Below are 21,682 nucleotides of genomic sequence, written 5' to 3'. Positions count from 1 at the left end.
CCTTTTATGTATTTTATAGAGAAAGGTCGTGTTTTATGATTTCGAAACTCACATTTGGTTATAAAAAACCTACTGTTCAGTATGTATTACGGCCAAGCTGTTATGCGGTTATTTTTGATCCAACTACTTCAAACATAGCTATCATTCAAAATGGAGAACGTTATTTTTTACCAGGTGGCGGTATGGAAGGTAATGAAACAAAAGAAAAATGTTTGCACCGTGAATTACTCGAGGAATTAGGATGGACAATTGAAATCGAACAGTATATCGGTAATGCAGCGCGATATTTTTATGCGGAAAAGGAAGATACATATTATTTAAACGATGGGTTCTTTTACATTGCGAACATAGTACATAAACAAACTGAAACCTCTGAAGAAGATCATATTTTAAAGTGGATGTCTCCCTCGCTTGCTATAGAGCTTTTAATTCATGATCATCAAAGGTGGGCTGTTGAACAAGCTCTTTTACTACTAAACAAAAAATGATCTCCTTCTACATGAAAGAGATCATTTTCACTATTAACTTACTTTTTTCAAATTGAGAGCCGGCTTTTTGATTCCGCCTTTTTTTACAACATATAAACCGATAAAGATAATAAGACCGCCAACTAGTTGCATCATGTTTATTTGCTCTCCAATAGTTACAGCCGCAAAGATAACTGCGAACAATGGTACGAGATACATATAAACCATTACTTTCGTTGAGCCGATTTTACTAATACCGACATACCACATTGCAAGTCCGAAGATTGTCGCAAAGACGATTGAATATGCTAGTGATCCCCAGCTTGGCATATCTACTGGCCACGTTAATGTATTTACGTTGAATAAACAGTATATAACGAGAGGTACAATTCCAATTAAAGTAGACCATGATGTGACTCTCATTGCGGAGTATTTTGTGATAAGTGGTTGCGCTAAAATGGGATACCATCCCCACGCAATTGCTGCGACTAATCCAATTACATTTCCGAGCCACGCATACTCGTATGTAGCTCCCCCCGTATGCCCTGTTAATAAAACGAATGCTGCACCAATAAACGCTACTATTGAACCAATTTGCACTTTCATCGAAAAACGTTCTTGTTTGTGCAATACTGCTAATATCCCTGTAAATATAGGTGACATCGCAATTAATAATGAGGCGTTCGTTGCTGAAGTATATTTCACAGATAGCATAAACATCGTTTGATACATTGTCGTTCCAACGATACCGACTGCTAGTAATCGTAACCAATCTTTTCTTTCAATACGTAATGAGCGTTCCATTAAAAATGTAATAAGTAATAATACCGGTGATGCTACTAAAAATCGTAAACTATTAAATTGAATGGATGACATATATGCCACGCCATACTTTCCAATTGTATAATTTGCTCCCCATACTAATGCTACTGATACTAGGAGCCATTCCATTTGCCATCGTTTCATCCGAATCTCCCCTTCCCTATTTAGCATAGTAAAATTGGCTGGATATAACACCGTCCAATTGGCTGTTTTTTTACCCAGCCAATTTGTTATACTTAATGTATATAAGATTTGCGGAGGCGTTTGTATGGAATGGAAGCTAGATAACGACAGTAAAATCCCAATTTATCAGCAAGTAGTTGACTTTATTGAGAAACGTATTACATACGGAGAACTTCCTCCAGGAAGCTTCCTCCCTTCAGAACGGAAATTAGCTACACAGTTAAATGTAAACCGAAGTACGGTAACGACTGCTTATAATGAACTACGTGCTATGGGAATTGTAGAAAGTACGACCGGTAAAGGTACACGTGTAAGTACACATATGTGGGGTGTTTCTCCAACATTAACGCCGAATTGGAGAAATTTCGTAGAAGGTGGTACTTTCTTACCAAACTTACCGTTACTTCGCCATATTCGGGCAGAAGTACAACAAAATGAGAACATTATAGATTTTGCAAATGGAGAGCTCGGTTGTAATCTCTATCCTCACGATCAACTACAAACGATTTTGCAAGAACAACCGTTAACGCAGTCATTAAGTTACGATCATCCGCAAGGCTATCTCCCACTAAGACAAGCGGTAGTGAAATATATGAAGGAATATTTAAAAGTTGAAGCGACTGAACAATCCATTATGATTACATCTGGCGCACAGCAAGCACTTCACCTTATCGTACAATGTTTATTAAACCCAGGTGATGCAGTCGCTTTCGAAAGTCCATCACACTGTTATTCATTACCGCTATTCCAATCAGCAGGTATTCGTATTTTCCCGTTACCTGTCGATGAACACGGTATTAATCCAGATGATGTGCAAGAGTTATATAGAAAACACCGTATTAAAATGATCTTTTTAAATCCAAATTTCCAAAATCCTACGGGAACAATGCTGCATCCAAACCGTAGAAAAAAACTGTTATCACTTTGCGCAGACTTACGAATTGCGATTGTGGAAGATGATCCGTCCAGTTTACTTACGTTAGAAAATAAACAACCTTGCCCTACTTTGAAATCTATTGATGAAAATGGAACTGTCATTTATGTACATTCCTTATCTAAAATGATTGCACCAGGTTTACGAGTTGGCTGGCTTGTCGCCCCTCAGTCTGTAGTAGAGAGGTTATCAGACGCAAGGCACCAAATGGAATTAGGAATGAGTATATTCCCGCAGTGGCTTATACAACAATTTTTCGAAACTGTACCATTTCAGTCGCATATCGTACCGTTACGAAAACAGCTAGCAGAAAAAAGAGACATTATCGTTCGTGCCCTAAACGAGCAACTTCACGATAAAATCTCTTTCTCAAGCCCAACCGGTGGTATATACATATGGGGAAAATTAAACGAACCGATAAACGAAAAACAACTCATTATGCAAAGCTTAAAACAAGAAATTGCCTTTATGCCAGGCAGTATTTTCGGCGCGAAAGATGGTTATATACGTTTGTCTTATGGAAAAGTAAATATTGATCAAATTGAGGAGGGAATTTCTCGTTTGCGTGAGGCTATTTTAGTTTGTGAAAAATAACTTTAAATAAAGCTTTCTCGTTTGACAAAAGAAAAATCTACCATTATCATCAACTCGAACCTAGTTTTAGGAGTGATAAAAATGAAAATTTACGTTGATGCAGATGCTTGTCCTGTAAAAGATGTGATTATTTTTGAAGCTACGAATGCAGAAATCCCTGTAACCCTCGTTACTAGCTTTTCTCATTATTCTAATGCTAAGCAACCTGCAGGTGTAGAAACAATTTATGTTGATTCTGGAGCAGATGCTGCGGATTACCGGATTATGCAGTTAGCAAAAAAAGAAGATTTAATCGTTACGCAAGATTACGGTCTAGCTTCACTCGCTTTAGCAAAAGGCTGTATCGTTCTACACCATAAAGGCTATAAGTATACGAATGAAAACATTGAACAGCTATTACAAACACGTTATTTAAGTGCAATGGTTCGAAAAAGCGGTAAGCGTACAAAGGGACCGAAACCATTTACAGCAGAAGATAAAGAGAAGTTTAGAGTGCTCTTTAAAAGTATAATCGAACTTAAAAAATGAACCGTCTATTTGCAAGGAAAACTTCGCAAAACAAAGAAGAGAATATCCAAATGAACATTCTCTTCTTGAGGTTTACCTGTTTAAAATGAAGGTAAATTATCTAAATTATTTTCCTTTATACCATCCGGTTCACTACGTATAATATCCCTACCATACTTATGAAATACGTCCACATGAGCTAACTTCCCTGATTTTGCTTCACCAAGAGCAGTAATATAATCTAACTCTCTTCCACTACTTGTTTTAAAAGCAATCAAATCCCCATCATCATTTTTACGAACGGCAACAATTTGTTCTGCTCCTGAATCAACTTCCTGAACTACTTCAAATTGAGCTTGCTCTTCTCCTTGATGTAAGTAATCATTATAAACTTTTTCAAAGTCTTTTTTGTCCATAAATTTCACCTCCAACACATTTTATTAGTATGGTTGTGAGGTGTTGATTTTATGTACTTTTCCCATCAAGTTAACAAAAATACACTACCACAAAGAGATTACCCCAATCATATTTTTTTCAATCTATTAGAAATTCATTTTTAAATTTTATAGAGTAGCTCGCAATATAAGTGAATTCGAACTGTTAATATTTACCTGATGATATTATAATTTATTATATCGAAAATATTTAAGAAACGGAGAATTATCATGTTGAATATAGATATTAATCGTTTAACTGATATTTGTTTAGAATATCAGCAGTCTAGATTTTATGTTACTAGAATCCCTAAAGATTTCTTATCAGTCGCAAAAAAACGTTTTTCTATACCAATTGATGACCGAATTTTTGCTTTTTTAAGTTGTAACTTGTTTGGATCAGGAAAATATGGTGTTTACTTTACAAGTTCGGGTTTATACTGGAAAAATTGGTTATTAGGTACAGGGAATATGACATGGGATCAATTAAATGAAGTGCAACAAATTGAAATTGATAAAGATGGCTTTTTATCTTTTGATGCACAAAAAAGCTTTAATATTAGCGGAAGCGATTATCCGCCACTGTTATTTAAAGAATTACTTATGACTCTTATAAGTTCTTTCCATAATTCAAAGAAAAATGATATACATCCAGTTATAAAAATTAATGAGATAAAATCAATCTGTTCTTTGTTTGAGACGCATGATGAATTATTAGAACCTGATAATGGTTTATTTGTAGATACTCATATTTCACACAAAAAGTTAAAGGAAATTGGAGCAAAATATATTATTCCAAAAGAAGAAAAAATCATTGCTTTTTTAGATACATCAGTCCTTGGTAATTTGGGTAAAGGATCCGATGGAGTATTAATTTGTGAACCTGGTATATATTTTAGAGAAACTTTTGTACACTTGTATTTCCCATGGCATGCCTTTAGAAATGTTCCTATTACTTTGACTTCAAACGAATTAGAAATCGGAAAAGGAAACATATTTCATCTTCAACATGCTAGAATGCCTAGTCAGGATATTCTATTATTCATCAAGAATTTAAAACAATATGTGAATACTTTATATGAGGAAAATCCGCAACTACATATTTAATAAATTCGTTACATATAAGCTCGTGTATAATTAATTCTAAAATTTCAATTCAACTAAAAAACCGATTATTTTTGTAGGGAACCCACAGAAATAATCGGTTTTTAAATCTTATTCTTTGTTTAAATGCTTTTTTATGATGGAATCTGGTGATGAACCACATGCTCTAATTCGGTAGTCTTTTTAATATCTATGTCGTTTCTTCAAAATCTTCAATATAGCATCTGTGTAAAAAACGTACTCCACTCTTCTTCAGTTAAAAGCTTTTGGTTCTGTAACGACATGATAGATGTTACTAATACAACTTACACTAGAAATTTAAATATTCTTTTGAGTGTTTTCAAATGAAAACATAGTCCCCTCACTATTTGATTGTAAAGTGTATTTTATATCGAACATCTTTGATATATCTTCAATATTTTTTAAGCCGAGTCCCGTTCCTTTACTATTCATATCAAACCCAATCCCGTTATCTCTAAAGGAAACAATATCATTGCCTATGAGGATCTCAAGTTTTCTAGCTTGTGAATGTTTAAGGACATTTTGAAAAATGTTATCAAATAGCCTTTGAATCCATAACTCATTACTATTCCATATCAACTCTTTATCTTGTGGATTATATACTAATTCAATTTTATGAATGCTATACAAATAGCTCCATTTTTTCATCATATTTTCTATTAAATTATGTATATTCACTTCATCGTTCACAATATAAGTATTCTCTAAGGTCTCTGTAGATTGAATATTAAATTCGTTAGTTAAATTACTTATATATTGTATCTGCTCATACAGTGATTCAAGTACTGGTGCTTGTTCCTCGTACTCACCTTCTAAATAATATAATTGTAATCTAACCGCAGTTAAGGGTGTATTAATATCATGCCGTAATTTATTTAATAGTTCTTTTTTTATTTGTTCCTGTTGTTGTAGTTCTAATTCTCGATAAGTCGTTCTTTCTATAAGCAAGTTTACCGACCTAATCAGTTCCCCCATCTCATCATCGCTTTTGACATCTATTATATTAGGGATTTTTTTATCACTTGCTAAATCTCGAATCGTTTGATTTAATACATTAACTTTATTTAATACTGTGTTAATCGATTTTGAAAATAAAAAAGCTAATACTAATAGTGATAATAAAAATATGATTAACATAGTAGGATATGCAAAGGATTCATGAAATGGAATGTTCTTGTTTTTGTTTTTAAAGGCAACATTATAAATAACTGATACAAAGATACTAATCGACAACAATAACAGAGGTACGCTAATAATAGCGGAGAATAGTAGTAACTGATATTTTTTCTTTAAGTTCATTTCTTCATATAGGTATTTAGTCTATACCCTTCTCCATAAATATTTTGAATAATATTACCTGTTTTATCATCGATTTTGGCCCTGATCTTTTTTATATGTACGTTCATGATATTTTGATTTCTTTCTTCAAGTTGCCATAAGTAATCAAAGAAATGTTCTTTTGTTAGAATTCTATCTCTATTTTCATATAAATAGAAGAATATTTTACGCTCAATCGCAGTAAAAGCAACTTCATCACGCAAACCTTTTATGAAAACTCTTTTATATTCTGCATCTATAAATAAATGGTTAATTTGCGCGAAAGTACCATATAGATTATCTAACATTTTCTGAATCCTTAACAGCAACTCTCTAGGGTCAAAAGGTTTTATCATGTATTCTTCTCCAATAGTCAAACCTTTTAGTTTACTATCAATATCATTCCGAGCTGATAGAAAAATAATTGGAATATTTAATCCTAATTTTTTTATTTTCTTTGTAATTTGATAACCATCTTCACCCGGTAACATAACATCCATTATGACTAAATCTATTTCATGAATTACATCAAGAACTTTCTTTCCTTCTTTCTCCCAATACACCTTGTACTTCTCGCGCTGCAAAATTTTTTGTAATAAATCTCCTATCATCAAATCGTCTTCAACAATTAATATATTATATTTTTTCATTATGCAGACCTTCCATCGCCAAAATAACAATAGCTTAGTTCTTTACTACTTTATTATTAATAAAATCCATAGCAATTTTGTATATTTCATCAGGAGCGTATAAATAAATACTATGTGTACCTTCAATTATTTTCACATCAGCTATTAATAACTTGCTAGCAAACTCCTTATAATCTTCGTTTTTTTGCTTTGTATACTTCGAATCTTTATATTGCCTAGCAATCGCATCTATAAATAAAATAGGTGTTTCTTTTGGGATTGATAAGGAATTTGATTTTTTACCGTTATTGTAGCTTTGTAACAACTCTTGCTTCATATCATCATTAAAAGCCCTCTTATATGTAAGCGCTTTATAAATATCTTTTTCCTGTTCGTTTAAAAAGGATTGTCTAATGACTTCGGGATTATAAGTAATAGCGGGAACTAATCTCTGAAAACCAATTTTCGTTAAAATATTCATCCCTTTTATTTTTAATGAATCAACCATGCCTATTTTATGAGTTACGTACTGTTTAGGTAAACCAATATCTAACGCAATAATCCCTTTTACTTCACTTGGATATTTTTGTGCCCAATAAATAGCCTCTATTCCCGATAGAGAGTGTGGTACTAAAATGTATGGTGGTTTATTTCCACTTTGAATAAGTGCTTCTCTCGTTTGTTCTAGTATCGTATCAATATCTCTATCATCTTGAAAAACATCACTGTATCCATAACCAGCTCTCTCAATTACAGAAATCTTGTTTTCTTTCGAAAATTTACTATATAAGCCTTTCAATTCATAAACAGGAGCGGCAATTCCAGATCCGGCCATAAATACAAACGTATCCTCCCCGCTCCCCTCATTATAAACATTCACTTTTTTATTATTGAAATTAACAAATTCACCTTCATTATTTATTAATTTCGATTCCATTCTTAATTGATAGTTATGATATATAAATACAGCGCCTGTTCCAAGAAACATAATGCTACTACACACAAAAAATATAATTTTTACTATCTTCAATAATTTTTTCATATGACACCCCTTTCAGCCTATACTGAAAGGGTACAATGTAAAAATAAATTTCTAATAAATTTTCCAAAATTAATATTTTCTCTTTGTTTCTAAGTATGGACGATTTTTAATACCTACGCAATTTCTTCAAAGTCTCCAATATATCATCTGTAAAGGCCATACTACCCTCTGTCTCTAAAACTCTGAAATATAAACTTCTTAAGAAAGCTCTAATATTTTGTACTAAAATATCATGTTGAGGATGTGGGATATCTTCAACAATTGCTATACTATGTAGCCAATTGCTCCACTCTTCTTCAGTTAAAATATTTTGGTTACGCAACGACATAATTGGCGTTACTAATCTCTCATCCTCAAAGTGTATGTATACGTAGTCATTCAATCGAACCTTCTGACGAACAGCAGCTAGTATTGCATATGAAAACTCACGATTTTGTATTGTACGTGCTAAAGCATCTAGTGCATCTGCCGCATGTGCAGTAGAATGTGCCCAGCCTTTTCCTTCTACGTAACCTCTTACATCTTCTTCTAAATAGACATATTCCAGAACTTGTTCTGCCACACTATACAGTTGTTCTTCAGATAACAGTGGTTCTCTTTCATGAACAGATAAAATAAGCGGCGGAATTAATACGGAGAACGCACGTTTAAATACAGAATCTGTGCCCTTTTCACCAATTTTATAAAATAAATAATCAGGACTAATCGCTTGTAACATTAATCCTCGTAATTCTTTTTGTCTAAATACATCATTTGTAATCCATTTGTGAAGCGTACTATAAATCAAATCATCACGTAATTCAGCATCAGGTGATCCGATATAATCTAGCATCCACTGTGCATATGGATATGCATCTACATCTTCTGGCACAGCATAATTATTATTTTGAATTTGTTGTAATTCTTCTTTTAGTTCTAGTACTTCTGTCATTATATTTCCTGTCCCCTTTTTACGTTTTTTAACTTCTTTTCGCCTTATCCCCTGTAATTTCCCTCATAAAATTAAGTCGACTTTTAATATAGTTTTAGTCCCTATCTTTCTATGAACTTGATTCAATTATATAAATTTCTCCCGAGAAATAAAAGGAAATACATTGGAACACCAAAGCTTCTCACTTTGTTTGCATGCATTTCATGTAAGTTTAAGTTATAAAATAAAGTATTTTTTTCATTTGTATTCAAACGTATTTACAATCAAAAATTAAATCATTTTAGAACTCGTTTAATAAACTCTGTTTTAGCTTTTGTGTATGCTTCTCTATCTTGGTTATATCTTTTAGCTAAATCTTGTTTCAGATTTGAATAATCATAAACTAATTGTGGATTTTCTCGTAAGCGGTTACGAAATAAAAGTTGTTGCTCCCATCGCTCAGTTCCTTTAACCATTAAATGCAGGTGAGCTACACGCCTATTATTCTTCACTTTCACAAAGAACCTTCTCCAAGGTCTTTCATCTAATTCCGGGCCTACATAATGCCAATCATATATAGACAATTTTGCTGAAATATCGAGCACTCTATCAAATGAGTCTGTTTCAGCCATTAGATCAATGATAGGTTTTGCAGGTAAACCAGGTATGGATGTACTTCCTATATGTATTACTTTGCTAATACCGAGAGGAGTAAGCAGTTCATAAAGTTGCTGTTCTTCACATCGTCCTTTATCTTGCCAATCAGGATTTGCATTAACTATCTCTACTGACTCATTCGCCCATACAGGCCAATCGTTCGGATTATCTTTTTTATCCACCCAACACATCCCCTTTCACGAACTTTTTGCTATATAAACGATTTTAAATTCATTTAAATACAACTACCGGATCATCAAAATTACTATTCTGAAATATAACATTCGCACATTCTTTCGGATTATGCTCATCTATATACATCTTACAAGCCGCATGATATCTGTTTATAAACATTTTCTCTGCTTCTTCATAACTTCCAAAAGCCTCAGTCTCGCGCTCTGCACCACGGTTTCTCGCAGTCTCAAAATCTGTATCTACGAAAATTTTATAGTCAAATAGATACTCAATTTCTTTTTTCAATAAAAATGTTCCATCTACTATTAGCACCATAGTTGGCGAGGCCACTAGCGGCGTATTATGTACAGGCATGTCCGTTATTAAGTTATGAGAAATCGTTTCATACTGTAAATTCCCGTTAGGTCCTAAAGGTTTTAATAGCCTTTCTTTGAAAGCTGTATAATCGTGTGCATCTTCATAATACCCTCTTGCAGACTCTTTTCCTTGTGCATAACGAATCACTCTCGGGTTATGAAAATCATCAATGCTGGTGCGTATTACTTGCACTCCCCGATTTTTCATTTCCTCTGCCAGTTCGTTTGCAAATGTTGTCTTTCCTGAAGCTGTTATACCATTTACTCCAACTCTTATTGGATGGGTTAATTTTAACGTTAAAATATGATCAGCAATTTCTTTCATGTATTGTTTTCGGAGCATGACATTCCCTCCTGTACGTTGTTTACATAATATAATTGCAGTAAATTAAATTTATCGCTATTTGTTGGTAAATCGATATATTAAAAAAATCGTTGAAATATTTTAAGTTATGATAGATATATTTTTATTGATTTATATTTTCCTTATTTCCCCTTAAAACCTCGATATAAAGCAGTCCGTAACTCTTGTTTGTATTCCTCAATTTCTGGCATATCCAACTCTTCAGCTAATCGGATGGCTAGTTCAATATCATATGGTACACGTACGAGTTGAATCGAAAAGCTTGCTGCTTCTTTTTCATTGTATGTTCCTTCAAAAATTAAATAGGAAGCTTGTGTAATTTCAAGTGGATTACCTACACTACCAGCATTACATAACGTTTTCCCTCTAAAATTTTGCACATACGCCTGATGAACGTCACCGTAACAAACGACATCTGGTTTTTTTTCCCCTTCTATATTCTCTGTGAGCTCACTATTTTCGAACATACTAATACGCTCTTCTCTTGTTGCATGTGGTTGAATTCTTTCATACAAACTTCTCGGTGAAGCGTGGAACATACGAATCAGTTTCCCACTCATATAAAACTCGATTGAAAATGGTAAGCTTCTTAAATACTCATTTTGTTCTTCTGACAATTGTTTTTGATGCCATTTTAACGCTTCAAATTCAGTCGGTTTTGTAATGAAATCATCCCAGTTTCCCATTACGGTTCCTTCACATTCTTTACGAACGATTTCAATTACTTCGCTAGAATGCGGACCTTTTCCTACTAAATCTCCAAGACAAATAATACGTTCAATTCCTCTTAATTTAATATCTTTCAGTACTGATTCTAATGCCGGAATATTACCATGTATATCTGAAATTACCGCAATTTTATCCAAATGAATCCCTCCGTTATTTATTGTTTATTATATCCTCATGTTGTGATTGATACCATTTTGGAATATAAGATGAAAAATGATTATGATCTTCTATAATTCGGTTCAATCTTTCTTTCATATCCTCTACTAAATGTGGTGTAGTTCGGTTTGTCCATACGATATCCGCTGGGAATGTCATCGCTGCATATAATGAATACAGTTTCCAAAAGTGGATTGACGGATCGCCTCCGCAATAACCGTGAACTTGTCCAACCGCAAATGGTTTGCTTATTCTTGTAGTAAAAATCGCTACATTATAAAAATCGTGTATTGGATCGCCAAAATCATATCCACCAAAATCAATAACGATAAACTCTTTATTGTGAATCATACTATTTGCTGGGTGGTAATCATCGTGTAAAAATGTGATAGGCCGATTTTTCAATAAATCTTTATGATGTTCTACAAAGGTGAATACTGGCTTCAAATCCAGAAAATTCACCTCATAATCTGCTAATGCCTCTATGTACCTTTCATACTTATTCCACCTAAATATTTCCCATTTATTACTTGCACTTTCTCTTTCTATCGAGTGAATTCTCTTTAATATTTCTCCTGCTTTTCTTCCTGCATTATACTGTTCTTCCACCAATAGCTTGCTTAAGATTTCTTCACCATTTACACCTTGGGTCCATTCAAATACTTGAACACATTTATTTAATCCCTCAAGTTTTATGAAATGAATTAACTTCGGCGTTGGAATATGTAATAACTCCAATTGTTTCATATACATATATTCTTCTTGTTTTCGTTCATAATTAGCAGAATCACACACTTTTACAAAATAAGTTTCTCGATTCTCTAGGTCAATTTTATACTTCTCTTCATGTGAAAAACCTTTTGTAATTGCTGTACATTTTACAATACGTGACCACTCTAGTTTTCTTTCTATCTCTCTTAACATTTCTTCCACAAAACTCACCTCTATTAATATACGAACAAACTACCTAACACTTCATACTCTCGTTTATTTTCCCCTTTAAACTCCACTGCAAATGGATATTCGCCATGATGCTTCAAACGTTCTAGTACTAGCCCTTCTCCAACTGGTTCACAAAACTGCACATGAACATCACCAAACGATACACTTTGACACTCAGCATTCCATTCTTCATTTTGTATGATTGAATTTGCAGTTAGCTCCATTACTTCTTTCCATTTCCGCACTGTTTCTCGAACATTTTTCACTGTATAATGAATCGTTTCAATTTCTTGTACTTTATTTTTATGTTCAGTGATCGTCCCTATTTTACGTAAATCGTTTCTTCTTTCTTCATCCGTTTCATTCCACTGTATAAAGAATGGTAATTTCGGTCCATTCTCTTCTTGCTTTACAAATAACATTTTCCATTCTAAAAGCCGGCCATCTTTTCTCATCCGTTTCCCTTCAAATGGTCCTATCGTATGTAAGCCGTGCTTACTAAATTTAACTGCTAGTTCTTCAATTGCATCTGTTCGAATTGCGATTTGTAGCATCCCTTCTCCATTTTTTAATTTCACCACTGTTTCTTGTACTAATGGATTTTCTGCTTCTTTCGCTTTTTCTTCATGCTGAACTGCTAAAAATTCTATATATGATAAATCAAAATAACATAAACTATTCCAAGTACCCCAAGTCGTATGCTCACCGCCTAATGCAGTATGAAATCCATGCTCCTGCATTTGTTTTGCCGCTTCCTCCGGTGTACAATGCACTGCGTGAACGAGATGATCAAATGCTAACATAGTCTTTCTCCCCTTTCTCTCCATCCTTTTATTGTATATTTTATTTTTCTTTCGTTCAATTCAAAAAACTTTAAAACCCAGTTGATTTATACGATTAATGTGTATTATAATAAAACAAATTTAATTATTGCTGATTGGAAAAACCAAAGGCACTTTTCTCATACGGGAAAAGTGTCTTTTTCATTTATTATTACAGGGGGATTATTTATGCAGAAATTAATTGTCTTTGCTATTATTGGATTTTTCGCTCAATTGATTGATGGCGCACTTGGTATGGCGTACGGGGTAACGTCTACCTCACTATTATTAATGTTTGGTATCGCACCAGCTGTAGCTTCCGCATCAGTTCATTTAGCTGAAGTCGTTACAACCGCCGCTTCTGGTGCATCTCATATCAAATTTGGAAACGTTGATAAATATACAGTTTCCAGACTTACATTACCAGGAGCAATTGGCGCATTTATTGGGGCATGTTTTTTAAGCAATTTACCTGGTGATGTAATTAAACCGTACATTTCCATATTTTTATTTACTTTAGGGGTTTATATTTTATTACGATTCATCATTCAAAAACAAATTGTTTCTTCAAATAAGCGTATGTCTGCTAAACAACTTGTACCACTTGGCTTATTCGCTGGATTCGTCGATTCAACTGGCGGCGGTGGTTGGGGGCCGATTACGACACCTGTTCTTCTTGCAAGAGGAAATGAAGCTAGAAAAGTTATTGGATCTGTAGATACGAGTGAATTTCCTGTTTCACTCGCTGCAACGATTGGCTTTTTCATTTCACTTGGCTGGGAACAAGTAAGCTGGGTTTGGGTATTTGCCCTCATGCTTGGTGGTATTGTTGCCGCACCAATCGCCGCATGGTTAGTACGCATCGTTCCTTCTCATTTACTTGGCGTACTCGTTGGCGGACTTATTATCTTTACGAATATACGTACACTGCTTACTACATTTAAAGTAGATCCAACTATTATTTCACTTTCTTACGTTGCAGTTGGTCTTGTCGTTATTATATCTATTTTTATTGCTGTTCGTAATCATTCCAATCGTTCTAACGTATCGACAGCCGGCTATCCGAAAGATCAAAAACAAATGCTACCATAATTAATAATAATACCGCCCGATTTACTTCGAGCGGTATTTTTTATTTTTCTATTTTCCAATTGACCATCGTTTCAGTACTATTTACTCTTTTCATATGTAATTTCTCTAAGACACGAATAGAGCTATAATTATCAAGGAGTGTCTCCGCTATAATCGTTTCCACTTCCCCTGTTTGAAAAGCCCATTTCATTAATTCACTAACTGCTTCTGTTGCATACCCTTTATTCCAATATTTCTCAATAAATCCGTAACCAATTTCTACCGTATGTTGCTCATTCGGTTTCCCTTTAAATCCTATATCACCTAGAACCACATCATCCTCTTTCCGAATAACATACCACGGTCCCCACGGTAATGAAGCCACATTTCGTTTCACATTTTCTATATGCCCTACAATATGTGGGCCACTATTGTATCCTTGATTATTCGCAATTTGAATCCATTCTTCTGTACACGGTACTATATATAATCTTTCCGTTTCTAATTTCATAATGATATCCCCTTTTCAATTAAACAATACCTCAATTTTATCAGAAATAAAAAGAATATTCATTCTATTTATCGGATTTATACTTATTTCTTTGAAACGAATTTAAGGAATAATCCCCTTTTAATAGTTATGTCGAATTGTATTTTCTGAATTTTCTTTTAATTTTAAAGGGTTTTTCAATATTTTTTGCGAAACATTTGTATAACAATTTTTTCTTTGCTTATTGTTACATAAAAGTAGGTTCGGGTGGAGTTTTGCAAGCGTTTCCTATACAATAACCGATATTTTTTGACTTTTCCTAACAAAATCCCTTGCAATATATTCAGAAAATCATTACAATTGCCATATATTAAAAATCATAGCAATTTATAAATCCTCATCAATCCGATGAGGTAGAGGTTGCGACTTTTAAAAGTAAAATGGACGAGACACAGCGAATGTCACTGACTCCGTTTGAAAGGAAAAGTTGCCGAAGTTTATATTTCTTCTCTGGAAATATGAGCTGGGGCTGTCTCCGAAAGGAACAGAACTGTCACGTTTACAAAATTACCGTGTAAACGTGGTGTGCTATCTTAACGGAAGGGTATGATGGGGTGGTTATTTGTGAAACGTTCCGCCTAATTCCTTTGGCGGTTTTTTGTATTTTTCTCCCCCGCTCCTTCCTAACCTACAAGAAAAGGAGTGTTGAACATGAATAGCGCAACAAATCAATCTACCTCTAAAACGCAAACTACACAAGGACAAGGTGAATTAAAACGCGGATTAAAATCTCGTCACCTTACGATGATTTCTCTCGGTGGTACAATCGGTACCGGATTATTTCTTGCCAGTGGTGGTGTTATCCATTCAGCTGGTCCTGGCGGTGCATTAGTCGCATATGCCGCAATTGGAATTATGGTTTATTTTTTAATGACAAGCTTAGCAGAACTCGCGGCTTACATGCCTGTTACTGGATCTTTTAGCACTTATGCAACAAAATTTGTTGATCCATCACTTGGTTTTGCACTTGGATGGAACTATTGGTATAACTGGGCGATTACGATTGCAGCTGAACTAGCGGCCGTAACATTAATTATGAAATTTTGGTTCCCAGATACCCCTTCTCTTATTTGGAGTGGACTTTGTTTAGCTATTATTTTTCTCTTAAACTATTTATCTGTTAAAGGTTTTGGTGAATCTGAATATTGGTTCGCACTTATTAAAGTAGTTACTATTATTATCTTTTTAATTGTCGGTTTTATGATGATTTTTGGAATTATGGGCGGCGAATCTGTCGGCTTTAAAAACTTCACTGTTGCAGATGCACCATTTAATGGCGGCATCATGGCAATTATCGGTGTATTTATGGCTGCTGGTTTCTCATTCCAAGGAACTGAATTATTAGGAGTAGCTGCTGGTGAAACTGCTGATCCAGAACGCAATATTCCGAAAGCAATTCGTTCTATCTTTTGGCGCATTTTATTATTCTATATTTTAGCAATTCTCGTTATCGGTTTATTAATTCCTTATACGACTGAAAGCCTTGCAGCAAGTGATGTTACAGTAAGTCCATTTACACTTGTATTTGAAAAAGCGGGCGTTGCCTTCGCTGCTTCTGTTATGAACGCTGTTATTTTAACTGCAGTACTTTCTGCTGGTAACTCTGGAATGTATGCATCAACTCGTATGCTTTGGGATTTAGCTCGCCAAGGAAAAGCACCAAAGTTCTTAGGGAAATTAGATAGCCGCGGTGTACCTGTTAACGCATTAATCGCAACATCAGTAGTTGGTAGCGTCGCTTTCATCGCTTCTTTATTCGGTGACGGTGTTGTATACATTTGGTTATTAAATGCTTCTGGGATGTCAGGATTTATTGCTTGGGTAGGGATTGCTATTAGTCATTACCGTTTCCGTAAAGCTTATATTGCACAAGGGAAAGATTTGAAAGATTTACCATATCAAGCGAAATGGTTCCCGTTCGGTCCAATCTTTGCATTTACACTTTGTGTTATCGTTATTTTAGGTCAAAACTACGGAGCATTTACAGGAGCATCTATCGACTGGAACGGTGTACTCGTTTCTTACATCGGTTTACCACTCTTCTTAGTACTATGGTTAGGTTATAAATTTACTAAGAAAACGAAAGTCATTCCACTTGATAAATGTGAACTGAAATAGAGTATAGCAAAACGAGCAAACAAAATTGTTTGCTCGTTTTTTTATTACAATTCCATTTACTTCCCTATTTCTTATCTTTTTGCAATAATAAAGTAAATACACTTAAAGGTTGGGATCACATGAACATTCGTATTACTGATGAAGCAAAAGCTGCTATACATAGACTAGAACGTGAAGACAAAAAGATTATTCGCATTAGAGGGACAATGACAAACTCTTGCAGCATTTTTGTTGATGTTGATTTAATTTGGGATACATATAATGCGGATGATGTTGTATATGAAGATGAACAGCTTATTATACAAATGGACTCATTCACGAAAGACTACACTGGTGATACGTTAAAAGTTGATTATAAAACAACTGGTTTTAGTATTACGACTCCAAGTGAGACGTTGGTGTATGGGTTGTCGATTAAAAAATAACAATTGTTTTTAACTGACCACTGAGGTGAAAAAATGGGTAAATATGTTCCGTTAAAATTTTTATTTAACGAAGAATTAGCAGAAAAAATGGCTGATTCTATTTCTAAACACGTTCCTAATTTCTCTAAAAAAAATTTTGTAGATTCCGTAACATATAAAGTTGAAAATTTAGAGTTAAAGCAACGTATAGAAGTAATAGCAGATGAATTACACAATGCATTACAAAAAGACTTTAATGAAGCAATACATATATTACTGAAAACATTAGGACCAGAAAATACAACAGAAGTCGGCACATTTACAAAGGGTTATATGTATATGCCTATCGCAAAATACGTTGAAAAATATGGACTTAACGATTTTGAATCCTCATTCAATGCAATGTATGAAATAACAAAAAGAAATACTGCTGAATATGCCATTCGTCCTTATCTTGAAAAATACCATGAAGAAACCTTAGACATATTGCAGCAATGGTTACGTGATGAAAACAGCCACATCAGGAGATTAGTTTCAGAAGGTACTAGACCAAGACTTCCTTGGGCAAAAAAAATAGGAGCTTTGAAAGGTGACTTCAGAAATAATTTAAAGCTTCTTGAGCCATTAATGAATGACCCTTCTAAGTATGTTCAAAAATCTGTAGCCAATCACATTAATGATATTACGAAAGAAGATAACGAACTCGTTTTTCAATGGTTGCGAGAATTACTCGATAAAAACCATCCTGTTAATCCTTGGATTATGAAACATGGATTAAGAACGGTAATAAAAAGTGGGACTTTGCCAAAAGATTTTTGTTTTTAAGTATTTGTAAAGAAAGCAACAATCTATATGAAAACAGCTAATAATAAAAACGTTTATACTTCATTTGGAAGTATAAACGTTTTTTCTTTTTTAAACATTAACCCTGCCTTAAAATCTTATGAAACATTTCCGGTTTATGTTGATCAAAAGCATCTATTAATTCTTTTCCAAATATCGTTATACTCTTCTCCCAAGGATGGCCTAAATACCCCCACTTAAAGTCCTTCTGAATAAAGAAATAATAATCTCCATTTGGAAAAATCGGGATTGTCCACTCATCAAATTCATTTCTATCAAACTTTAAATGTGGATTTACCCAGTAACATTCATGTTGCCAATCAAGTGCCATTATATATTCATTCGATACCGTATTCTCTTTAAAAACTAGTAATGCTTTTTCTTCCAGGTCGTCATATACATCTAAATCTACCGACTCTCTGAAGTAATGAGAAATATCATATGTTATAAAGGGACTTGGCACCTTAAATGATGGGAATGTAGAATCACTTGGCGAAAACTCAAAATCACTATATACCCTATCCCATATTTGGTCGTACTCTTTGTCTGTAAACTCCATCCAATTTTTCATTAAACAACTGCCTTCCCCTATAATTTCAAAGGATTTTCACTCAATACTCCCGAATATATAAATAACCATTCTCGCAAGGAGCTAATTTATATGAATCTATTCGAACACGAAACATAAAACCGTTCCACTTTAATAAGAGGTCCTCCCTTTTTCTTTTCTTACTATATCATTTATTAACGAAATAGGAGGACAACAATATGAAACGTGATCCATTATTTTCAGCACTATTAGAAAGTGCAAAGACTAACTTTAGCGGCTGGGATTTCTCTTTCATTTCAGAAACTGGCCGTATGAATAGCGAGCCCCTATCATGGTCATACGGTAGCACTGCTTTCCAGCTTATGCAACGTGCAAAATCAATGCTAGATATGGGGACTGGTGGCGGAGAGTTTTTATCTATGTTACAACCGTTCCCGTCAACTATTTATGCGACTGAGGGCTATGCTCCGAATGTCCCAATTGCACGAAAGAAATTAGAACCTTTAGGAGTTATAGTCGTAGAAGTGACTGATGATACTGCTTTACCATTTCAAGATGGTCAGTTTGATTTAATTGTGAATCAACATGAATCCTATTCTGCTTCTGAAGTGAAAAGAAGTCTTTCCATCAATGGAACATTTCTTACACAACAAGTCGGTGGTCTTGATTGTGCGGAACTGAATGAGCAGTTTGGCACACCGCTGAATAGCGAATTTTCAAGTTGGTCACTCGAAACGGCATGTAGTGAATTAGAACAAAATGGATTTACTATTTTAGAAGCGAAAGAAGAATTCCCTCTTCAGCGTTTTTATGATGTCGGTGCTGTTGTCTATTACTTGCAAGCAATTCCGTGGCAAATCCCTGATTTTATAGTAGATAGCTATACCGAGGAATTGTATCGCATACATGAAATTATCTTACAAAAGGGATATTTCGATGTGAAGCAACACCGCTTTATTATTAAAGCAAATTATGAAGAGTAAACTTAGAATTAGCATTCCTTGTAAAAAGCCAAATTCCCATAAAGAATTTGGCTTCCTCTTCGTATTTTAACGTTTCTTCTCTTATTGAGAAACGAGATATTTTTCATATCGTTTTTTCGTATTATCTTCTATCAAAAGTGTAGTTTTGTAATCAATAACATTCCGATTATCATATGTGAATATATGCTCTAAATTGTTGTCCTCACTTAATAATGTCGGTAAATATCTTTGCAAATTGCTAACTACACCTCTATTATCACCATCTAATATCCAATCAATTGACTTCCATTCTAATATACCTTCATGAGTGCTTACTGGCGTATCAATATGTACTCCATCTGGTAAATCAGCTAGGAATACATACATTCCCTCGCTACCCCGAGGTTCGTCTTTAACTTTAAAAATAACATTCCCTTTATACGTTACACTTGGAAGCTCTATTCCCGTTTCCTCAAAGGTTTCTCTAATGACTCCTTCGTATGGCGTTTCATACTCTTCTATTTTCCCTCCGACACCATTCCACATTCCCATTGTCGGCTTCTTGTTTCTATTTAGTAGAAGTATTCTATCTCCTTTTCTAATGAAGCAAATTGTGTACTTATACATACGATTATTTCCTTTCATTTACATCTTCTTTTGTAAGCAATTCATTTTCCACATGTGTTATTTGGCTTATTTTCACGTGAAAACACTCGCCTTATAATCCCTTACCACATAATATATAGTACAACTTTCATACGTAAACTCTTTACGTATGAAAGAATCCTTTTTAGAAAGGAGAATTCAAAATCGATAACATTAGTAGCGAATTTCTAAAACAATATTACGACAGCAACGTTTGGTTACATGGTACACACTGGTTCGGGGTTCCAATCTGCAAACTTCCTTCTGATCTCTTTTTGTATCAAGAAATATTATACGAATTAAAGCCTGATTTAATTATTGAATGCGGAACTTTTTACGGTGGTAGTGCACTGTTTTTAGCTTCTATGTTAGATTTAATTGGAAAAGGTCACGTACTTACTATCGATATAACTCCGCAACCAAATCGGCCATCCCATAATCGAATTACGTATTTAACAGCTTCATCTGTTTCTGTACAGGCCGTCCAATCAATATTAAGTATGCGCAAACCTGATGATGTGATTTTAGTTATTTTAGATTCTGATCATAGTAAAGAACATGTATCGAAAGAACTCTTACTTTATAAATCTATTGTAACCACTGGCAGTTACATTATTGTAGAAGATACAAGTATTAACGGAAATCCTCTCCTTCCTGATTGGGGCCCTGGCCCAATGGAAGCTGTGGAAGAGTTTTTAACTAAAAATAGCAATTTCATAATCGATGAATCTAAACATAAGTTTTTCATATCATTTAATCCAAAAGGTTTTTTAAAGAAGATAAAGTGAAACTTTAATAAGTGGGGTTTTGTGAATCCCCACTTATTTTATGATTTTCATTTTCGAAAAAGGATAGTACACAAATTCCACTTTTCCTATTATATTATCTTCTTCAATATATCCTAAACCATTTCGACTATCCTTACTTTGTTCACGATTGTCTCCCATTACAAATAACTTATTTGGCGGAATCTTTGTCTTTTGAAAATTATAAAACACTTGTGTATTGTTATATAAATCTTTATTTATATAAGGTTCATCTTGCTTTTTGTCATTTACGTATACAGTTCCATTCGTTATGTTAATTACGTCACCAGGAAGCCCTATTACACGTTTCACATAATATTTCGACTCATCCTCTTCCTTAATAATGACGATTTCTCCATGCTGTAAGCTAGAAAAATGTACCGCAGCTTTATTTACAAATACGTAGTCTTCTTCATGTAAAGTTGGCTGCATTGATTTTCCTTCCACTTTACATAAAGTGAAAGACTGGTACGTTACTACTAGGACAAATATAAATAGTATGTACTTTCCCCAACCTCTCTTATTCTCCTCTTTCATATCCATTCCCAC

At 34.1% G+C, this 21,682-nt stretch carries 25 protein-coding genes and 1 riboswitch; of the genes, 10 read left to right on the top strand and 15 right to left on the bottom strand.

Annotation, left to right across the window (positions count from 1 at the left end; translation table 11 throughout):
* Window positions 1–35 precede the first annotated feature (35 nt).
* Window positions 36–488, top strand: a complete 453-nt coding sequence (locus NSS74_RS08750) for an NUDIX hydrolase (RefSeq protein ID WP_002142323.1) — start codon at window positions 36–38, stop codon at window positions 486–488.
* A gap of 33 nt (window positions 489–521) precedes the next feature.
* On the opposite strand, the gene NSS74_RS08745 is transcribed toward NSS74_RS08750, so the two are convergent.
* Complete coding sequence (locus tag NSS74_RS08745; protein ID WP_340813415.1) at window positions 522–1,433, bottom strand: DMT family transporter; 912 nt, start codon at window positions 1,431–1,433, stop codon at window positions 522–524.
* A 124-nt stretch (window positions 1,434–1,557) separates the two neighbouring features.
* Here NSS74_RS08745 and pdxR point away from each other — a divergent pair, with 124 nt between their 5' ends.
* Both pdxR and NSS74_RS08735 read left to right on the top strand, forming a co-directional pair.
* The gene (pdxR, locus tag NSS74_RS08740; RefSeq protein WP_002142326.1) at window positions 1,558–3,000 is read left to right on the top strand and encodes a MocR-like pyridoxine biosynthesis transcription factor PdxR; all 1,443 of its coding nucleotides are present in this window, start codon (window positions 1,558–1,560) and stop codon (window positions 2,998–3,000) included.
* An 81-nt stretch (window positions 3,001–3,081) separates the two neighbouring features.
* A complete protein-coding gene (locus NSS74_RS08735) occupies window positions 3,082–3,528 on the top strand; it encodes a YaiI/YqxD family protein (RefSeq protein ID WP_002142327.1) in 447 nt (148 codons plus the stop codon).
* Window positions 3,529–3,608: 80 nt separating this feature from the next.
* On the opposite strand, the gene NSS74_RS08730 is transcribed toward NSS74_RS08735, so the two are convergent.
* Complete coding sequence (locus NSS74_RS08730) at window positions 3,609–3,923, bottom strand: DUF3892 domain-containing protein (protein ID WP_002142328.1); 315 nt, start codon at window positions 3,921–3,923, stop codon at window positions 3,609–3,611.
* 249 nt (window positions 3,924–4,172) lie between these two features.
* On the opposite strand from NSS74_RS08730, the gene NSS74_RS08725 reads away from it, so the two are divergent.
* Window positions 4,173–5,048 carry a hypothetical protein gene (locus NSS74_RS08725; protein WP_002142329.1) on the top strand — a complete coding sequence of 292 codons (876 nt, stop codon included), beginning with the start codon at window positions 4,173–4,175 and terminating at the stop codon, window positions 5,046–5,048.
* Between the two features lie 315 nt (window positions 5,049–5,363).
* Here NSS74_RS08725 and NSS74_RS08720 read toward each other — a convergent pair whose 3' ends face one another.
* From NSS74_RS08720 to NSS74_RS08680, 9 genes are all read right to left on the bottom strand, one after another.
* Window positions 5,364–6,365, bottom strand: a complete 1,002-nt coding sequence (locus NSS74_RS08720; RefSeq protein ID WP_002142330.1) for a sensor histidine kinase — start codon at window positions 6,363–6,365, stop codon at window positions 5,364–5,366.
* Window positions 6,362–7,033, bottom strand: coding sequence for a response regulator transcription factor (locus tag NSS74_RS08715; RefSeq protein ID WP_002142331.1), 672 nt, complete (start codon window positions 7,031–7,033; stop codon window positions 6,362–6,364). Before NSS74_RS08715 ends, NSS74_RS08720 begins: the two co-directional genes overlap by 4 nt.
* Before the next feature lie 34 nt (window positions 7,034–7,067).
* On the bottom strand, window positions 7,068–8,054 hold the full coding sequence (locus NSS74_RS08710) for an alpha/beta fold hydrolase (protein ID WP_002142332.1): 987 nt from the start codon (window positions 8,052–8,054) through the stop codon (window positions 7,068–7,070).
* A 106-nt stretch (window positions 8,055–8,160) separates the two neighbouring features.
* Window positions 8,161–8,985, bottom strand: coding sequence for a DUF2785 domain-containing protein (locus NSS74_RS08705; RefSeq protein ID WP_002142333.1), 825 nt, complete (start codon window positions 8,983–8,985; stop codon window positions 8,161–8,163).
* 275 nt (window positions 8,986–9,260) lie between these two features.
* Complete coding sequence (locus NSS74_RS08700; protein WP_002142334.1) at window positions 9,261–9,803, bottom strand: GrpB family protein; 543 nt, start codon at window positions 9,801–9,803, stop codon at window positions 9,261–9,263.
* Window positions 9,804–9,852: 49 nt separating this feature from the next.
* Window positions 9,853–10,515 (bottom strand): AAA family ATPase, encoded by a 663-nt coding sequence (locus tag NSS74_RS08695; RefSeq protein WP_002142335.1) that lies wholly within the window; start codon window positions 10,513–10,515, stop codon window positions 9,853–9,855.
* Window positions 10,516–10,658: 143 nt separating this feature from the next.
* Window positions 10,659–11,402, bottom strand: coding sequence for a metallophosphoesterase family protein (locus NSS74_RS08690; RefSeq protein WP_002032968.1), 744 nt, complete (start codon window positions 11,400–11,402; stop codon window positions 10,659–10,661).
* A gap of 13 nt (window positions 11,403–11,415) precedes the next feature.
* On the bottom strand, window positions 11,416–12,354 hold the full coding sequence (locus tag NSS74_RS08685) for an aminoglycoside phosphotransferase family protein (protein WP_002190052.1): 939 nt from the start codon (window positions 12,352–12,354) through the stop codon (window positions 11,416–11,418).
* A 14-nt stretch (window positions 12,355–12,368) separates the two neighbouring features.
* Window positions 12,369–13,166, bottom strand: a complete 798-nt coding sequence (locus tag NSS74_RS08680) for a VOC family protein (RefSeq protein WP_002032964.1) — start codon at window positions 13,164–13,166, stop codon at window positions 12,369–12,371.
* 207 nt (window positions 13,167–13,373) lie between these two features.
* Between NSS74_RS08680 and NSS74_RS08675 the strand changes: the two genes are divergently transcribed.
* Entirely contained in the window at window positions 13,374–14,276 is a 903-nt protein-coding gene (locus tag NSS74_RS08675) for a sulfite exporter TauE/SafE family protein (RefSeq protein ID WP_002127976.1), read from the top strand.
* Between the two features lie 40 nt (window positions 14,277–14,316).
* Here NSS74_RS08675 and NSS74_RS08670 read toward each other — a convergent pair whose 3' ends face one another.
* Complete coding sequence (locus NSS74_RS08670) at window positions 14,317–14,766, bottom strand: GNAT family N-acetyltransferase (RefSeq protein WP_002142337.1); 450 nt, start codon at window positions 14,764–14,766, stop codon at window positions 14,317–14,319.
* A 385-nt stretch (window positions 14,767–15,151) separates the two neighbouring features.
* A riboswitch (Lysine riboswitch) is annotated at window positions 15,152–15,344 on the top strand.
* Window positions 15,345–15,456: 112 nt separating this feature from the next.
* Between NSS74_RS08670 and NSS74_RS08665 the strand changes: the two genes are divergently transcribed.
* The 3 genes from NSS74_RS08665 to NSS74_RS08655 all read left to right on the top strand — a co-directional run bounded on the left by NSS74_RS08665 (window position 15,457) and on the right by NSS74_RS08655 (window position 18,152).
* A complete protein-coding gene (locus tag NSS74_RS08665) occupies window positions 15,457–16,923 on the top strand; it encodes an amino acid permease (RefSeq protein WP_002013597.1) in 1,467 nt (488 codons plus the stop codon).
* 119 nt (window positions 16,924–17,042) lie between these two features.
* Window positions 17,043–17,348, top strand: a complete 306-nt coding sequence (locus NSS74_RS08660) for an iron-sulfur cluster biosynthesis family protein (protein ID WP_002142338.1) — start codon at window positions 17,043–17,045, stop codon at window positions 17,346–17,348.
* A gap of 33 nt (window positions 17,349–17,381) precedes the next feature.
* Entirely contained in the window at window positions 17,382–18,152 is a 771-nt protein-coding gene (locus NSS74_RS08655) for a DNA alkylation repair protein (RefSeq protein WP_002142339.1), read from the top strand.
* Window positions 18,153–18,249: 97 nt separating this feature from the next.
* Here the strand turns inward: NSS74_RS08655 and NSS74_RS08650 are convergent, their stop codons facing one another.
* Window positions 18,250–18,741 carry a DUF2716 domain-containing protein gene (locus NSS74_RS08650; protein ID WP_002142340.1) on the bottom strand — a complete coding sequence of 164 codons (492 nt, stop codon included), beginning with the start codon at window positions 18,739–18,741 and terminating at the stop codon, window positions 18,250–18,252.
* 197 nt (window positions 18,742–18,938) lie between these two features.
* On the opposite strand from NSS74_RS08650, the gene NSS74_RS08645 reads away from it, so the two are divergent.
* Window positions 18,939–19,703 carry a class I SAM-dependent methyltransferase gene (locus NSS74_RS08645; protein ID WP_002142341.1) on the top strand — a complete coding sequence of 255 codons (765 nt, stop codon included), beginning with the start codon at window positions 18,939–18,941 and terminating at the stop codon, window positions 19,701–19,703.
* Window positions 19,704–19,784: 81 nt separating this feature from the next.
* Here NSS74_RS08645 and NSS74_RS08640 read toward each other — a convergent pair whose 3' ends face one another.
* Window positions 19,785–20,309, bottom strand: a complete 525-nt coding sequence (locus NSS74_RS08640; protein ID WP_002142344.1) for an NUDIX hydrolase — start codon at window positions 20,307–20,309, stop codon at window positions 19,785–19,787.
* 182 nt (window positions 20,310–20,491) lie between these two features.
* On the opposite strand from NSS74_RS08640, the gene NSS74_RS08635 reads away from it, so the two are divergent.
* Window positions 20,492–21,115 carry a cephalosporin hydroxylase family protein gene (locus NSS74_RS08635; RefSeq protein ID WP_078178857.1) on the top strand — a complete coding sequence of 208 codons (624 nt, stop codon included), beginning with the start codon at window positions 20,492–20,494 and terminating at the stop codon, window positions 21,113–21,115.
* Between the two features lie 33 nt (window positions 21,116–21,148).
* Here the strand turns inward: NSS74_RS08635 and lepB are convergent, their stop codons facing one another.
* A complete protein-coding gene (gene lepB, locus NSS74_RS08630; protein WP_002142345.1) occupies window positions 21,149–21,670 on the bottom strand; it encodes a signal peptidase I in 522 nt (173 codons plus the stop codon).
* Window positions 21,671–21,682: the final 12 nt, after the last annotated feature.

It is taken from the genome of Bacillus sp. FSL E2-8868 (genome assembly GCF_038005505.1).
Classification (GTDB): domain Bacteria; phylum Bacillota; class Bacilli; order Bacillales; family Bacillaceae_G; genus Bacillus_A; species Bacillus_A mycoides.
The sequence above is the reverse complement of the archived record's forward strand: the minus strand, read 5'-3'. Positions and strand labels throughout refer to the sequence as shown.

Bases quoted from the DNA above. Each gene is read 5' to 3' on its own strand.
- NSS74_RS08750 (WP_002142323.1), top strand. From the start codon at position 36: ATGATTTCGAAACTCACATTTGGTTATAAAAAACCTACTGTTCAGTAT.
- NSS74_RS08745 (WP_340813415.1), bottom strand. From the start codon at position 1,433: ATGAAACGATGGCAAATGGAATGGCTCCTAGTATCAGTAGCATTAGTA.
- pdxR (WP_002142326.1), top strand. From the start codon at position 1,558: ATGGAATGGAAGCTAGATAACGACAGTAAAATCCCAATTTATCAGCAA.
- NSS74_RS08735 (WP_002142327.1), top strand. From the start codon at position 3,082: ATGAAAATTTACGTTGATGCAGATGCTTGTCCTGTAAAAGATGTGATT.
- NSS74_RS08730 (WP_002142328.1), bottom strand. From the start codon at position 3,923: ATGGACAAAAAAGACTTTGAAAAAGTTTATAATGATTACTTACATCAA.
- NSS74_RS08725 (WP_002142329.1), top strand. From the start codon at position 4,173: ATGTTGAATATAGATATTAATCGTTTAACTGATATTTGTTTAGAATAT.
- NSS74_RS08720 (WP_002142330.1), bottom strand. From the start codon at position 6,365: ATGAACTTAAAGAAAAAATATCAGTTACTACTATTCTCCGCTATTATT.
- NSS74_RS08715 (WP_002142331.1), bottom strand. From the start codon at position 7,033: ATGAAAAAATATAATATATTAATTGTTGAAGACGATTTGATGATAGGA.
- NSS74_RS08710 (WP_002142332.1), bottom strand. From the start codon at position 8,054: ATGAAAAAATTATTGAAGATAGTAAAAATTATATTTTTTGTGTGTAGT.
- NSS74_RS08705 (WP_002142333.1), bottom strand. From the start codon at position 8,985: ATGACAGAAGTACTAGAACTAAAAGAAGAATTACAACAAATTCAAAAT.
- NSS74_RS08695 (WP_002142335.1), bottom strand. From the start codon at position 10,515: ATGCTCCGAAAACAATACATGAAAGAAATTGCTGATCATATTTTAACG.
- NSS74_RS08680 (WP_002032964.1), bottom strand. From the start codon at position 13,166: ATGTTAGCATTTGATCATCTCGTTCACGCAGTGCATTGTACACCGGAG.
- NSS74_RS08675 (WP_002127976.1), top strand. From the start codon at position 13,374: ATGCAGAAATTAATTGTCTTTGCTATTATTGGATTTTTCGCTCAATTG.
- NSS74_RS08670 (WP_002142337.1), bottom strand. From the start codon at position 14,766: ATGAAATTAGAAACGGAAAGATTATATATAGTACCGTGTACAGAAGAA.
- NSS74_RS08665 (WP_002013597.1), top strand. From the start codon at position 15,457: ATGAATAGCGCAACAAATCAATCTACCTCTAAAACGCAAACTACACAA.
- NSS74_RS08660 (WP_002142338.1), top strand. From the start codon at position 17,043: ATGAACATTCGTATTACTGATGAAGCAAAAGCTGCTATACATAGACTA.
- NSS74_RS08655 (WP_002142339.1), top strand. From the start codon at position 17,382: ATGGGTAAATATGTTCCGTTAAAATTTTTATTTAACGAAGAATTAGCA.
- NSS74_RS08650 (WP_002142340.1), bottom strand. From the start codon at position 18,741: ATGAAAAATTGGATGGAGTTTACAGACAAAGAGTACGACCAAATATGG.
- NSS74_RS08645 (WP_002142341.1), top strand. From the start codon at position 18,939: ATGAAACGTGATCCATTATTTTCAGCACTATTAGAAAGTGCAAAGACT.
- NSS74_RS08640 (WP_002142344.1), bottom strand. From the start codon at position 20,309: ATGTATAAGTACACAATTTGCTTCATTAGAAAAGGAGATAGAATACTT.
- lepB (WP_002142345.1), bottom strand. From the start codon at position 21,670: ATGAAAGAGGAGAATAAGAGAGGTTGGGGAAAGTACATACTATTTATA.